Annotated in this window: 18 protein-coding genes; 5 read left to right on the top strand and 13 right to left on the bottom strand. The window is 53.7% G+C overall.

Translation table 11 applies throughout. The features are described from left to right. Nucleotides 1-255: 255 nt before the first annotated feature. The 3 genes from NP511_RS17950 to NP511_RS17960 all read right to left on the bottom strand — a co-directional run bounded on the left by NP511_RS17950 (nt 256) and on the right by NP511_RS17960 (nt 1,725). On the bottom strand, nt 256-1,113 hold the full coding sequence (locus NP511_RS17950; protein WP_049966543.1) for a hypothetical protein: 858 nt from the start codon (nt 1,111-1,113) through the stop codon (nt 256-258). Nucleotides 1,114-1,180: 67 nt separating this feature from the next. Next, nucleotides 1,181-1,543: a hypothetical protein gene (locus NP511_RS17955; RefSeq protein ID WP_049966544.1), complete on the bottom strand. Its 363-nt coding sequence runs from the start codon at nt 1,541-1,543 to the stop codon at nt 1,181-1,183. Beyond that, nucleotides 1,543-1,725, bottom strand: a complete 183-nt coding sequence (locus NP511_RS17960) for a hypothetical protein (protein WP_049966545.1) — start codon at nt 1,723-1,725, stop codon at nt 1,543-1,545. The genes NP511_RS17955 and NP511_RS17960 overlap by 1 nt, the downstream gene beginning before the upstream one ends. A gap of 236 nt (nt 1,726-1,961) precedes the next feature. On the opposite strand from NP511_RS17960, the gene NP511_RS17965 reads away from it, so the two are divergent. Both NP511_RS17965 and NP511_RS17970 read left to right on the top strand, forming a co-directional pair. After that, the gene (locus NP511_RS17965; protein WP_158413759.1) at nt 1,962-2,831 is read left to right on the top strand and encodes a recombinase family protein; all 870 of its coding nucleotides are present in this window, start codon (nt 1,962-1,964) and stop codon (nt 2,829-2,831) included. Between the two features lie 41 nt (nt 2,832-2,872). Beyond that, on the top strand, nt 2,873-3,658 hold the full coding sequence (locus NP511_RS17970; protein WP_049966547.1) for a hypothetical protein: 786 nt from the start codon (nt 2,873-2,875) through the stop codon (nt 3,656-3,658). 124 nt (nt 3,659-3,782) lie between these two features. On the opposite strand, the gene NP511_RS17975 is transcribed toward NP511_RS17970, so the two are convergent. The 7 genes from NP511_RS17975 to NP511_RS18005 all read right to left on the bottom strand — a co-directional run bounded on the left by NP511_RS17975 (nt 3,783) and on the right by NP511_RS18005 (nt 10,362). Further along, nucleotides 3,783-4,277, bottom strand: coding sequence for a hypothetical protein (locus NP511_RS17975; protein ID WP_136396907.1), 495 nt, complete (start codon nt 4,275-4,277; stop codon nt 3,783-3,785). A gap of 373 nt (nt 4,278-4,650) precedes the next feature. Further along, nucleotides 4,651-6,285, bottom strand: coding sequence for a helix-turn-helix domain-containing protein (locus tag NP511_RS17980; protein WP_049966549.1), 1,635 nt, complete (start codon nt 6,283-6,285; stop codon nt 4,651-4,653). 3 nt (nt 6,286-6,288) lie between these two features. Then, nucleotides 6,289-6,876, bottom strand: coding sequence for a helix-turn-helix domain-containing protein (locus NP511_RS17985; RefSeq protein ID WP_308986946.1), 588 nt, complete (start codon nt 6,874-6,876; stop codon nt 6,289-6,291). Next, nucleotides 6,830-7,402, bottom strand: coding sequence for a hypothetical protein (locus tag NP511_RS17990; protein ID WP_049966551.1), 573 nt, complete (start codon nt 7,400-7,402; stop codon nt 6,830-6,832). The genes NP511_RS17985 and NP511_RS17990 overlap by 47 nt, the downstream gene beginning before the upstream one ends. Next, nucleotides 7,399-8,241, bottom strand: a complete 843-nt coding sequence (locus NP511_RS17995; protein ID WP_049966552.1) for a bZIP transcription factor — start codon at nt 8,239-8,241, stop codon at nt 7,399-7,401. Before NP511_RS17995 ends, NP511_RS17990 begins: the two co-directional genes overlap by 4 nt. Then, nucleotides 8,241-10,082, bottom strand: coding sequence for a hypothetical protein (locus NP511_RS18000; RefSeq protein WP_049966553.1), 1,842 nt, complete (start codon nt 10,080-10,082; stop codon nt 8,241-8,243). Before NP511_RS18000 ends, NP511_RS17995 begins: the two co-directional genes overlap by 1 nt. Nucleotides 10,083-10,086: 4 nt before the next feature. Beyond that, nucleotides 10,087-10,362 (bottom strand): hypothetical protein, encoded by a 276-nt coding sequence (locus NP511_RS18005; protein WP_049966554.1) that lies wholly within the window; start codon nt 10,360-10,362, stop codon nt 10,087-10,089. Between the two features lie 257 nt (nt 10,363-10,619). On the opposite strand from NP511_RS18005, the gene NP511_RS18010 reads away from it, so the two are divergent. After that, entirely contained in the window at nt 10,620-10,922 is a 303-nt protein-coding gene (locus tag NP511_RS18010) for a hypothetical protein (RefSeq protein ID WP_136396910.1), read from the top strand. Nucleotides 10,923-10,957: 35 nt separating this feature from the next. Continuing rightward, nucleotides 10,958-11,230 (top strand): PadR family transcriptional regulator, encoded by a 273-nt coding sequence (locus NP511_RS18015; RefSeq protein ID WP_049966555.1) that lies wholly within the window; start codon nt 10,958-10,960, stop codon nt 11,228-11,230. Here NP511_RS18015 and NP511_RS18020 read toward each other — a convergent pair. Continuing rightward, the gene (locus NP511_RS18020; protein ID WP_049966556.1) at nt 11,227-11,436 is read right to left on the bottom strand and encodes a DUF7979 domain-containing protein; all 210 of its coding nucleotides are present in this window, start codon (nt 11,434-11,436) and stop codon (nt 11,227-11,229) included. The genes NP511_RS18015 and NP511_RS18020 overlap by 4 nt on opposite strands. A 223-nt stretch (nt 11,437-11,659) precedes the next feature. Between NP511_RS18020 and NP511_RS18025 the strand changes: the two genes are divergently transcribed. Continuing rightward, nucleotides 11,660-11,896 (top strand): HalOD1 output domain-containing protein, encoded by a 237-nt coding sequence (locus NP511_RS18025; protein WP_049966557.1) that lies wholly within the window; start codon nt 11,660-11,662, stop codon nt 11,894-11,896. 58 nt (nt 11,897-11,954) lie between these two features. On the opposite strand, the gene NP511_RS18030 is transcribed toward NP511_RS18025, so the two are convergent. Both NP511_RS18030 and NP511_RS18035 read right to left on the bottom strand, forming a co-directional pair. Continuing rightward, entirely contained in the window at nt 11,955-12,311 is a 357-nt protein-coding gene (locus tag NP511_RS18030; protein ID WP_049966558.1) for a hypothetical protein, read from the bottom strand. Beyond that, entirely contained in the window at nt 12,301-12,591 is a 291-nt protein-coding gene (locus NP511_RS18035) for a hypothetical protein (RefSeq protein ID WP_049966559.1), read from the bottom strand. Before NP511_RS18035 ends, NP511_RS18030 begins: the two co-directional genes overlap by 11 nt. Nucleotides 12,592-12,639: the final 48 nt, after the last annotated feature.

The raw sequence follows: 12,639 nt of genomic DNA on the forward strand, positions 1-12,639 counted from the left end.
GTACTCGGTACTGCACACTCCAGACATCACGGCACTGGAGCGAACAGAAGTGCCTATTCTTGAACAATACTCGTGGGTCTTGCTCCCCGATGTGTGATCTACATAATTGGCAATACATTGGTATAATTGAACCGTGTGTGATACGGGTTGAGTTCGCATAGGGCTATACCCCGCAGAATTCGACTACTCAGCTACCCGCAAACACTACGAAGCGACGGTCTCCCTACCTCTCAGAGAGTGGTTTGACTCCCTCAGTTACTGGAAGCAGGACTGGACCAGTTGGCAGGTATCGTTCTCCTCATCGAGCATACCGATTCTCTCAAGCGCTCGGATGTGTTCCTCCACTGGGAACGGGAGCTTGTCGTCATCGATCGCGGACGTCGGGAACCACTTCCCGATTCCGTACGTCTTCTCGATCTCAACGGCGAGCTTCGCGTCTTCGAGAGACACAGTATCGAACTCGGGGCGGAGTTCCCCGTCGAGATCCGAAGCGAACTCCTCCCACTTCTCTTCGAAGGTCCGGTTATCAAGCTGTTCAACGATCGAGTCGAGAGTTTCGGGGAGCAGGTTCCCATTGAGTCGATCGTAGCAGATCGCACCGACCGACTCGTCAAGAGCGATGTGTATCGCTGCTCCGACGATCGCTTCGTGGTGGTCGTCATACTCGTTGAGGATCTCACTGGGTAGGTAGGTGATCGCCTCCTCAACCTCCTTCTGCTCCTCACCGGCGATGTTCTTCAACCGGTCCAGGTAGACGAACGGGTTGTGGATCTCCGTCTCGTACTGGACCTTCCCGGCGGTCTCCATCAGATCTCCCTTCGAAAACTCGTTCCCGGCAGCAGTGACGATGTCAATCGGCGCGATCCGTGGGTCCTGCTCGTAGATGACCATGTACGCGATCGCTCCGATGAACTCCCGGAAGCTCGTCTTTGGTGGCCGCTTGTCCTCGTTCTCTTTGAAGACCTTGATAATCTGGTAGAACGTATCCTTGTCAGGGATGTACCGCTCAAGATTGATCAAGAACAGGCGGTGGGTCTTGATCGAGCTGGTGGACATGATCCGGTCCCAGTTGTAGTTCGGTTCGGTCGGCGTGTAGTCTGTATTCGTCGTCATTGTGTTCTCTGTAGAGTGGTCGTTGGCGATACCTGTCTGAGTGTTCTTGTTAGTCATTATGGACTATTCAGAGGTGTTTCGTTATTGTACCGGGGATCGTCATCTCCCCCTCATCTCTATACATCTGTTTGTCAACTTCCTTGATGTCAGATCGACTTACACGCAAGAAGTCTAGTGCGTCATCGAGATTGGGATCAATATCTTGTCCGGCATCGCTACCGGTCTTGATGAACAGGTGATACGCAGTCACCTCAGCGGGAGCGTACTCCTTAATCAGACGGCCCTCCCGCTCAATCTCAAATTCTACGTCGTTCATTACGGCCTCAACGAATTCGTCCTCGTCGTCGCCCTGATGCCATTCGAAGTCCACGTTCTCGATCACTGCCCGCGTCCAGTTCTCACAGTTCTGTCGGTAGGTTTCTTTGTACATTAGTTGTCACCGTGTTCTTCCGCGTAGTTTTCAAACGATTCCTCGTTCGCGGCTGCGAAGTCGAGCGCAAGTCCGTAGACCCGCTTCCGGTTGAGTCCGTGTTCACCGCTGATACTGCGGAGCACGCTGAGCGAGTCTTCCTTGTACTCGACGTCAAGCCGAGAGTGCTGTAGCTCTTCCATTCTATTACCTCAGGGTGCTACCCCGTACCTACGAGTACGTACCCGTACGACTTAGTCTTATCGGTTATATGACATATAATCTGGTCCACATACCCTACGGACTGAACACGGATAAACAGCAAATCGTATACGAATCGTATCGCTTTTGCCGATATTTAGGGATAGAAGCACTCTATTTGCGAGATAATATACTCGATGGCGGTACAGACTTACTCTATGGATTTATTGTCGCTTATATGAGGTTACTCGGCTATGGCCGACGGAGTACCGGTAAGCAGGACATGTCTCTTGACGATCAGAAGGATCGGATCGAGAACTTCTGCGCAGAAACGGATGAGTATGAATACGGGGGAGAACACGAGCTCGTCGGGGAGAAAGATGAGTGGTGGTACGCCGAAGAGGTGTCCGGGTCGACCTACCCATTCGGGGACAAGCGAGAGGAGTTTCCGAAGCTCGTGGATCATCTCGAGGAAGACAAGTCGATTGACGGGATTGTTGTCTGGGAGTTCGACCGGCTCGCTCGTGACTCCATCCGGCAGGTCAATATCAAGGACAAGCTCCGTCGCTACCACGTCGGTCGGGAGATCGAGATTTTGCAGATCGATCCCTGGATGCCGCCGTACCGAACGATTCCGCCGGTCTTCCCGAACGAACTGAAGCAGGAGGAGGAGCCAATAATCGCGTATAACCTTCGGCAAGTCTTCATGCTCCAGGGCAACTCCGCACTCTGGGAGATGCTCATGACCTCGAAGCGTACCCGTGATGGGCTCCAGTCCAAGCAAGAGCGGGACGAACGCATCGGAAACATGCCGTGGGGAATTACGACCGATAAGCTCTATTATGACCTCGAGAAGTCGACGACTCGACTTCCGGGGGAGAACTTCGAGATCGCCGTTGCTATCCTCAACGAACAGGCGGACGTCGGGAACCCTCGCAAACACGGCACTGCCGACGGGCTCTGGTCCTACGCGAAAGAGCAGGGGATGGGATCGCCGTCGTCGACGATCAAGCGGATGTGGGACAACAGGGATGACTACCGGAAAGCGCTCGAGAACGGACGGCAAGACGAAAACTTCGATGTCTCTGATATTGTGGTCCAGTTCTAGCGGCGAAATCGTTTTATACGCTCTTCCCGGATCTTTTGCAAATGAAGTTTTCCCAGAACTACTGGGATTCTATCCAGAGATTCGCCGAGACGAAGAGAGAAATCGAGCAAAATCTGGACACACTATATCTTGATTCCGATGTTATTGAAGCAGCTAAGCAGCAGCGTGAACTCGAGAAAACACTCGAGGAGTCAGGCGTATTCCGTGCCCAGAAACTCCTTGAGTCAATGCCTATTCAGGAGATCACCGCTGCACAACAGACATTATATCAACCGTCGGTTCTCCAGGTAGCTGCTCAAAGTGCTAAACTATACAATAACATCACAACTGAGATCATCAATAACCAAGCATTTGTCGACGCGATAGAGCAGTCAGCCACAATCAAGAATTCACTGGACGAACTCGCCCGGATCTCGCCGAGATATACTCACACAAATACCTATGAACCGGAAATCGACAATACCGGTGTCCCAGAAGTGGAACCACCGAGTCCCACAGCTTCAATTTACAACCAAACGGTTGAGCCGTATGAGCCTGTTCGGGAGGAAGCTATTGAGATTCAGATCCTCATCACGAATTATATTCTAGCATCTGCGCACGACAGTGGGGAACTCTCTTCTGACATCTCCGAAGAGAAAAAGAAAGGAATCCGTCTTGGTCTAGCGCTTTCTGTTGGACTTCTCATTGGAACAATCGCCTTTGTTGCTATTGGGCCTGCTGGTGCGATCGCAGCAGGTTTTGGCTCAACTACACTCTCCTCCCAACAACTTGAATCATGGTATGGCATCAAGCGACGCCAACGGCTACCAGAAGACGAATCCGAATAATCTCAACCCCGTTCTCTTCCCTTACTCTACGGCGGGTACAACGCTTCTACCGGGTGCCGATTTCGCGGGGTATAGCCGTAAGAGAATATATCCCCGTCCAACCACGTGTTGATTATACTGGTGTTTATTCTAGCTTCTGATGGGCCTCATTGAAGGTGTCTGCCTCAATGATTCCATCATGAACTAATTCTTTGGCGAGTTCCTCGTCTCTGTTGGCGATCAACGTGACCAAGAAGAGTTTCGCCTGTGTGTATCGTTTGAGGTTCAATCCAACGTTCTCCCAATCAATCGGTGGATCATTCTGGTCGTGAGTCTGTGGGTCATCTATTGCATTGTATAGATCATCAGGAGATACGTCTGCTAATTCACGAAGATACTGAATCTCTAAGTAGACCTTGGTCTTGTAATAATCAGCAACCGTGAAGTGGTGACTAGAACCTTCTCGTTGGCGATTTGCGTACCAACTGTCTAAATCAGCTAATCTCTCACCCACTTCATTCATTGTGAGATCGAGCCTTTTGCGGAGCATTTCGAGATATTCAATATCGGTTTGGACTCTGTCCTCCCAATTCTCCTGTGAAAATCCTTTGGCAGTGAACCATTCTTTATTGCTAACCATAGTGGTGTGTTGAACAGTTGCCATATAGATCCGGCGTTACGCGGTAATCGGGCGGCCCCGCGCCCCGCCGGGAGGAACTTCTCAGGAAGACGATCGGCTTCTACCCCCTTGAGCGGGCGAATAAGGGGGAAGTAGAAGCCTATAGAACTACCGCTACTATAGGAAAACCCCCGGTATAGAACTTGAGAAGTAGGAGAAAACCTACTTGAGAAGTCAACTACTTCCGAAGGCGGCAGCACGAAGGGACAGCCATTGCCAGTACGTGCAGCGGTATGTGTAACGGTAATACTGTATACTACCTACTTCCCGTACGGGGGTTTTGGGTAGTATAGTACGCCTTGGGCGGTAGCGTAGTAGACGCCCAGAAGACGACCTACAAGGGAGGAATCTCGAGGTCGCGATGCTCCGGCCAGTCCATGTAGCGGTCATTGTCCGCTGCCCACGACTCGTCAACCGACTTCACTAGTTTGATCTGGAGTTCTTGCTCCTCTGTCGGGTCGAACTCGTTCTTGTCCCAGACGTAGACGCCAACGTGATCGCCTTCTCCCCGCCAGTAGTAGTCCTGTAGCTTCTCGAGACGGGTCGCAATTGTCGTATCCGTTGGAGTATCGTCGACCCGGTGGGAATTGATATACCCGGTGTATTCATCGACGAGTTCATCCCACGAGAGGGCATCACCGAATCCGTCTCCGCCCAACGAGATCGGCCCCTCCCAAGCGTTCTCGAGCGTCGTCTGGAGGACTTTCGTCGGCTGTGGGAGCGAGTACTCTTCCTCCTCTTTCATCACCTCTGGTACCGGGCGATCTTCTTCCGCAATTGGATCCTCGTCACTGTCCTCCTGCTCTTCTTCGGGGGCAGGGGGAGACGTCCCGTCGACGAGGTGCTTGTAGAAGTCCCACGCCCAGTGCAGGAAGGCCCGGACAGACTTCTCGAGGTCGTACACCTGGTCGACGTAGTCGGGGTTGTTCTTCTGATGCTCAGGATCTAACTTGAGCAGCGGTTGGATATGCGTCCGAATGAGCGCGTACTGCTTGGCGTCGAGGCGCTGCTTGCACTTCTGCTTCTTCCCTTCCGGGTTGTGTTCTTTCTCGATCGAGTTCGAAGCTCCTTTGCCAGTCTTCGAATCGAGCCACTTCGAGCAGTTGTCGAACCCCGTTCCCACTAACTGCTTGAACTTCGTGAAGATATCCCGGAACTCATCAGCGAGCGACTGGAGAGACGACCAGATCTCGTCCATCATCTCCTTCCGCGTGAACTCCATCAACCAACTCCAATCCTCATCCAGCTCCTTCCGGTTCTGGTGAATCTCCCAGAGCAGGTCGTTGACCTCGCTGATATGCTCGAAGATCGTCGCGACTGGTTCGACGTTCCGGTTCAGGAACCAGTCCCGGTCGTAGTTCTCCTCGTCTTGGTACTTGGAATCCGCGAGCTTCAGGTAGTTCTCTGACCTGATATGCCGAACTGCCGTGGGCCACCGTTCCCGGTAGTCCCAATTGACACCCCCATCAGCAGCGATTGATGGCTTCTTGTAGCGGGACTTGATGAGTGTGTAGACCTTGCTCCGGTTCTTCTTGTCGCCCGTCTCCGTGACCCACCCGTTCTCCTTGAAGTCGTTGACGTAACTCCGGACTGTGTTATCGGAGATCCCCGACTCATCGGCGGCCTCGTTGACCGTCCACTCGTCCTCGAGGTCATCCTCGATCGTCGTGAGGAGCTTTCGCCGTTTCTTGGAGAGCTGGTCGAACTCGTCCTTCGTCGCGTTCGAGTCCGAACTCTTCCTGTTGGTCGTACTCTTCGTCTCCTGGAAGTCCGGGGAGATGTACGGCTGGATCTTATCTGGGATATCGCCGGTCCAGTACTCGGACGCCAGTACTTCACTCAACCACGCATGGTTGTCCTCCTCCAAGAAGTACGTGAACGCGTCGAGCAGCTTGTCATCGTACAGTTGGAGCAGGGACTTGTCGTGATCGGGCAGATGTCGATCCGTCGGATGAACTGATTGAACCATGAGCTATCTCACCTCGTTACCTGCAGTGACGAGAATCGTCAGTAGACACACCAGACCGGCCGTTGTAATGACCTCGGGCCAGCTCCCAATTGCGGTCGGGTAGAGATCGTAGAAGACGTACTTGTAGACAAAGAGCGAGACCCCGAACAGGAGGACGAACACGCTCGGGAGAACCAACATCCGGTACGCCCAGAGGAAGTCCTCGAATTCCTTGTACGGCGAGACCTCCTCGACGACCGTGCGTTCCTCGATAATCTCTTCGACGACAGTGCGCTCCTCGATAATCCGCTCAGGGTCATACTTCGAGTATGGCCTGTCGAGGAACCAAATCTTGGTATTGCCGTCCTTCTCGTAGGTGACGACACCCCGATCCTCCATCTCGTTAAGATACGTCGAGGTTTTCTGGTACGAGATCGAGATCTCGTTACACAGTTCGCGGGCCGTGTAGGTCTCCCCACCTTTCATCAGGTAGTAGATATCCACGTATTTGGCCTTCCCGTCAAGGACATCGTAGGCCTGCTCGTCCGTACTGGGCTCGGTCCGTTCAGTAACGTAGCTGGTCTGCCCTGATGAATGCATGTGTCCACTCATTGATCTGGAAGATGCCGTGGTTCAGTTCCGGTTCCAAAGGCGGTTCTTCGCGGGTACCGACCTCACGGATCTGTTCCGCTGGGATCGGGTCGAGACTCAACTCGTACTGGAGATAGCACTGGAGGATCTTCCGCGCGATGAGCCGTTTACAGAGCCACTGCTTCTGCTCGAGCTTCTGTCCGATCTCATGGCTGTTGTCCCCGAGGACGCTGCTCAGGAAGAATTCCTCACGGGCCTCTGGAGAGCGGGCTGTCGTCACTTGGAGCATCGGTGTCGCAAGGTTCTGGTAGTCATCTGGGCTGTCTCGAGCGACATCGTGCATCATCTGTCCTTCAGTGATCGACGTATCGCCGAGGTCGCCATCATCAGTGAGCGTGAACCGGCTATGGAACTGTCCAACCGGACCGGAGACCCAGTGGACGTCGGGCAACGGCTCAAGCAACCGCTGGATGTCGAAGACGATCCCTTCATTCTTGAGGCCATTACAGACCGGGCAGTCCTCCGCGTAGAGGTACTTCAGAATCATCGCCCAAACCGCCTCTTGAGCCGTTCAATCAGGGAGGGTTTCTGTGCCCCCGCTGCTTGCTTTGTAACCTTCTCCCGCTTCTTCTTCTGTTGGCGGCGGCTGACGATCCCGACTCGTGACTCGATATGGGCGCTCGCGATGCCGACCCCGACAATGGCAGCGGCTCCACCAACGAGACCAACTGTACTCCAGGTCTCCGCTGACTGCCGGTTGTCGTTCTCCCAGTCGGCCCACGCAGCGAACCCTTGCGGCGTGTTGAGGTCCCGTTCGAGATTATCGAGGGTCGCTTCGTATTCGCCCATCGTATTCGCCGTATATGTGGTGTTCATCCCCGCGAGCCCGTACTCGATCGAGAAGGAGAACGTCCCATTGTTCTCGATCTGGTTTTTGGCTTGTTCCGCTTCGGCAACCCGCTTCCAGGCGTTCATCCCGTTGAAGTTGCCACCAGTATTCTCACCACCGATCCCATTGGCATCGCCATTCCCGGGACCGACGTACTGGTAGACCATCGGGAAGAACCCGGTCTCCCGGACGATGATCGTCGCCGGTTCGTCCTCGTAGGGGTTCCACGCCCCCATCGCCTTCATCTCCTCTTTCATCGCCGGTGGGAAACCCCGGGAGTCGTTCAGTTCGGTCTCGAGTTCCGCGACCTCCCGTTCGAGTTCGACGTTCTCGTCGGAGAGTTCATCGTTCGTTTCCTCAAGGCTCTCAACGCGGTCACAGAGGTCGTCAACTGTCGCGTTACCTACCTCCCCCGTACAGTCCTCCGCCGTGTCAGCCGCTACTGCAGCGGGCGTGAGAAGCGACAGGGCAAGGAGGGCCGCGAGTACGCGCTTCATCAGTTCATCCCCTCCATCATTTCAGGTTGGAGAGTTTTCTGGAGCTGTTGCTCGATCTTCTTGGGCATCTCATCATCGCCCAACGCCATCTGGATCACGTCGCCGTGATCATACTCGTAGGAATCGTCGCTCAGCCGGTCGTAGTCGATATCCGCCTCAGGTGGTTGGTACCCAACACGGAGAAGATAGCCGACTGCTTCGACCTGCGTCTGTTTCGCCGCAACACGTTCCTCGGCCTCGGCACGTTCTGTCTGGATGTTGTCCGTTTCGTCGTACTTCTCCTTCCGGTGGTAATCCCGGTCCTTCTTGAGCTGCTGTTTCTCCTCTTCACGGCGCTCGAGTTCACGGTCACTCTGCTGTTTTGCGTCGGATATGACCCGGTTTGCATGCTCCTGGGTTTTGGATGCCTCGATAGCCTCCATTTCCCGTTCCCGAGCGTGTTCCAGTTCAGTCCGAACGCTGTCGAGTTCGTTTTCGAGGACAGTTATGTTCTGCTGGAGAGCTCCATTCCGGTCCTTCTCATTGTTAAGCTGGGACCGTGTCTGCCGGAGCAACCGTTCGATTTTATCTTTCCTGCTCCGGAGCTCCTGAATGTTCTCGAACCCACGTGGATCGTATGGGGGCGGGCAGTAGTTCCCCTCATTATCCCATGCAATGCCGACCGGAGACCGGTAGTAGTCGACGCTATCGTCACCGAGCAGCGCCTTCCGCGTCTCATTGACTGTCCCGAGATTGTTCCAGTAGAGCACCCTGTGGTTCGGGTTATCAGGGTCGTATCCCGCCTTACCAGGGTGCTTGTGGGTGATCGGCGAATCCAAGGTCTCTGGCTTCGGGAAGAGGTGGTCATTGTGTTCTGGGAGGTCCTCAGAGCCGATATAGTCCGGTGCACCCTTCGTCAGGTCATCTTCATCAGTAACGATGTACGCTAGCTCAACCGTCTGGTTGAACCGTTCGATATAGACCTCGACCGTCTTCTTGACGAAGACAGGCCCAACGAACGCCCCACCCGTATCATCGGCGTATTTGAGATTCTCAGAGTGAAGTGGGTGGAACGCCATATACTCGTCACTACCACCGAGAACACCATTGTGGACTTCCCGGTTGAGACGGCCCTCTAACTTCTCGTTTCGCTTCTTTGCCTTCTTGAGATCGTCCTCGAGGTCTTCCTTCTTTCCCTCTAACTGTTCGAGGTTCTGTTGGGTCGTTTCGACCTTCGACTTGAGGTCGGCCTTCTCGTCTCCCCGTTTCTCAGCGAGTTTCTTCCATCGCTCTTTCTCCTTCTCGAGCTGTTGCAATTGGGCATCGGTGTTGACCTCCGTCTCGTCATACTCCAGAGCGACATCCTCGTCATCGAGATCAACGTCCTCAATTTCGTCAGAAGAAGTGTCTACTGCAGTTCCACCGTCTGTGGCCGTCTCTCTCCTGTATTTCCGCTTTGCCTTCTCCGTCAGATACACGCCTTGGGAGGCGGCGATCCGTTCTACAATTGGACCGAATACTGGACCGAGGATCGGGAAATTCCCGACGTATCCTACGACAAGGGCAAGGAGTAACCAAATGGCGAGTCCAGCTCCGATACCCGTCTGAATGTTCGTGGAAAGGAATGTAGCACCCCCTCCAATTGCACCGAAGGCTATGGCGAGAGATTGACCGACGGTGTGGCAGAAGTCACAGTACTCGACATTGGCAGGAGACAGCGGACCATTGAACGTCGGGACCTCTTCCTCGCCGTCTACAATTGCCTGTTCCTCCTCAGTCAACTCCTCACCGCGCTCCTGCTTTGCCTCTAGCTCAGCCTCCGTATTCTCGTCACATCCGTCACAGTCGATATCGATGTCCATCGAATCACACCTCCAATTGGATCATCTCGAGACGGTCGATCAGTTCACCAATCCGGCCGGGGTCGATTTGGGTGCCCATCCCTCCATGAGGCGTGTTCTTATCGACGAAGGGCTGGATTGCAATTGAGTCGACCTCGGACTGGGTCTCGTCAGTGTATTTGATCGAGACCCGGTCGTGGTCGATCTTGTTCTCCGCGTTGTTCTGGATCGCTCCAATTGTTTCGAATCGAGGGTCCGTATCCTCGATCTCGATATCATCAAGTAGGACTGTTTCCGACACTCGCGTCACCGTTTAGGCGAACGTATCAATTTAGATATAATAGTTATGCCTCCAATTGGACCGCTACTGATGAATTCGGCCTCTAGAAGGCGATACGGAGGCGTATATGGTCACCAGAACCGGGTCCAATTGGAATCTACATTACCAACCGAAATGAGGAGAATTGCAATAGTTCGTTGCACGGAGAAGATGCAACAATTACATTCTCCGACGTATTGTTCGAATTATTTAAGATAGTCGGGCAGTCAGGGTGGACCATGCTTCCGAAAAACGCCGAAGCAGGGGATCCAATTGTCACATGCTCCCACTGCGGCTACTACTGGGGGTATGGTGGTACGATGTACAGAGCAACCTGTCCCTCCTGTGGAGGGAAGGTAGTCGTCTCGAAGAACCATACAGGGATCGTCCTCTCACCAGAAGAGGGGACTGTCGCCGAGGTTCCAACAGGAAACACTGATCTCTGGCGGACGGTCTCAATTGCAATTCGTAATGGTGGCGGAGAAGAGATTGCTGACCTGTACTCATCGGTTACGTGGACTCACAGTCGAATACGGGAGTGATAACAAATACCAGTGTTCTGGGATTTTCTGGTGAGATGGACGATCTCACCGGATTCCAACGCGACCTGCTGTACGTGATCGCTGGCGCCGACAGACCGTCAGGACAAGACATCAAAGACGAGGTTGGGCAGTACTACGACAGCGAGATCAATCATGGGCGGCTTTATCCCAATCTCGATACCTTGGTCAACAAGGACCTCGTCGAGAAGGGGCAACTCAACCGGCGGACGAACTACTATGCAATTGCGGACGGGGGTGAGGAAGTGATCGAGGAACGACGTGAATGGGAATCCCAGTTCCTCGATTAGGCGACAGAGATCTCGTAGTAGTCGGTGTACTTCACGAGATCACACTCCTGGAACCCCTCTGCAGTTGACCGATCGACAGACGCCGAATCGGATCCGGTGAGAGTCGGGAGTTCTTCCTTTGCGTCTTCGCCCAGTTCGTCGTAGTGGCATACTCGAGAGTCACTGGGGATCTCATCAACCTGTTCAAGCGTGAGGCTTGGACTCATACCACACTGTATCAATTGGAACGTATTCAATATTTCTGCGATGATAGTCAATGAACGTCTATTGTCGGTCGATATTGAGGGCGTATATCTGCCCGTTCGTCTATTCCCATCGGCAGTATCTTCCCTCCCTCTTCCCAGTGTGGAGCAAGGCTCTCCCAAGAACAATTACTGACGGCCATACACTTTTCGAAAAGTATTACTGAGGGAACGTGGCCCATAGCCTATGATTCAATCTCAAAGGGTCGACGCTAGTACGCTTAATGAGGAGATCATCAATAGCGTTGCAGTACTCGAGAACAGTGACCCGGTCGAATTACCGCCACTATTTGATGCAGTAGATCCGGATGCGCTCGAGGCGATCTTCGCTAAGGGACGAAGCGGATCGGTCACATTTTCGTACGCAGGATACACTATCACTATTGAGTTCGATGAGACTCCTACCATTACCGTTGAACCGTGACTCGTAGGTAGCGCGGGCGCTTACGTAAGTCCGGTCAGGGAGCGTTCTCATGAGCCTGTCAGCGGCTCAGATACTCCTCCATGTCCCGGTACGGGAACGTAGTGTCCTTCGGTTCTACTATGGAGCCCTGCTCGGGTTCCCCATTAGATACCCGGTAGCCGTGTTCATCAGCCACGTCGTGGACCGTCCACGGGATCTCGTCACCAGCAGGGACAACAACAATGAACGCCATTGACCACGGTTCTACCGTTGCTACACCGTCGATATCTTCCAGGTTGTCTGCGATCCGGTCGACTTTGTCCGGGTCAACGCTGTTGATCGCACTCGAGTGGCGAACGCAATACGTCGTGTCCATATACTCGAAGAATGCGTCACTCCCGCACTCGTCACAGTCGCCAATCGCGTCAAGGAACATCCTGTCTCAGCTCCATCCTGTTAGCACGGGTTAGGATGTTCTCCCCAATCTCCTCGAGGGAGGTATCAGTAGCATCGGCGAGCCGGGCGACGATCGCAGCTGTCACCGTCAGGTAGACGTCCTCGTCGATTTCGCCATTCAGGTCACGAGCGATCATCGTCTTCGCCGTCCCAGTGGTCTGTGCAGCACCGAAGACGAACAACTCGGTCTTGGGGTTATCCAGGTATTTCTTCGCGTTACGCACTGCTGTCTCGTACTCGAGGGCTGGCTGATCCGACATGACTACTACCGTACCGAACGTATGACCCGCTACTTAAGCCTAATCGCG

It is taken from the genome of Natrinema thermotolerans (assembly GCF_031165565.1).
In the GTDB taxonomy this organism is placed as follows: Archaea; Halobacteriota; Halobacteria; order Halobacteriales; family Natrialbaceae; genus Natrinema; species Natrinema thermotolerans.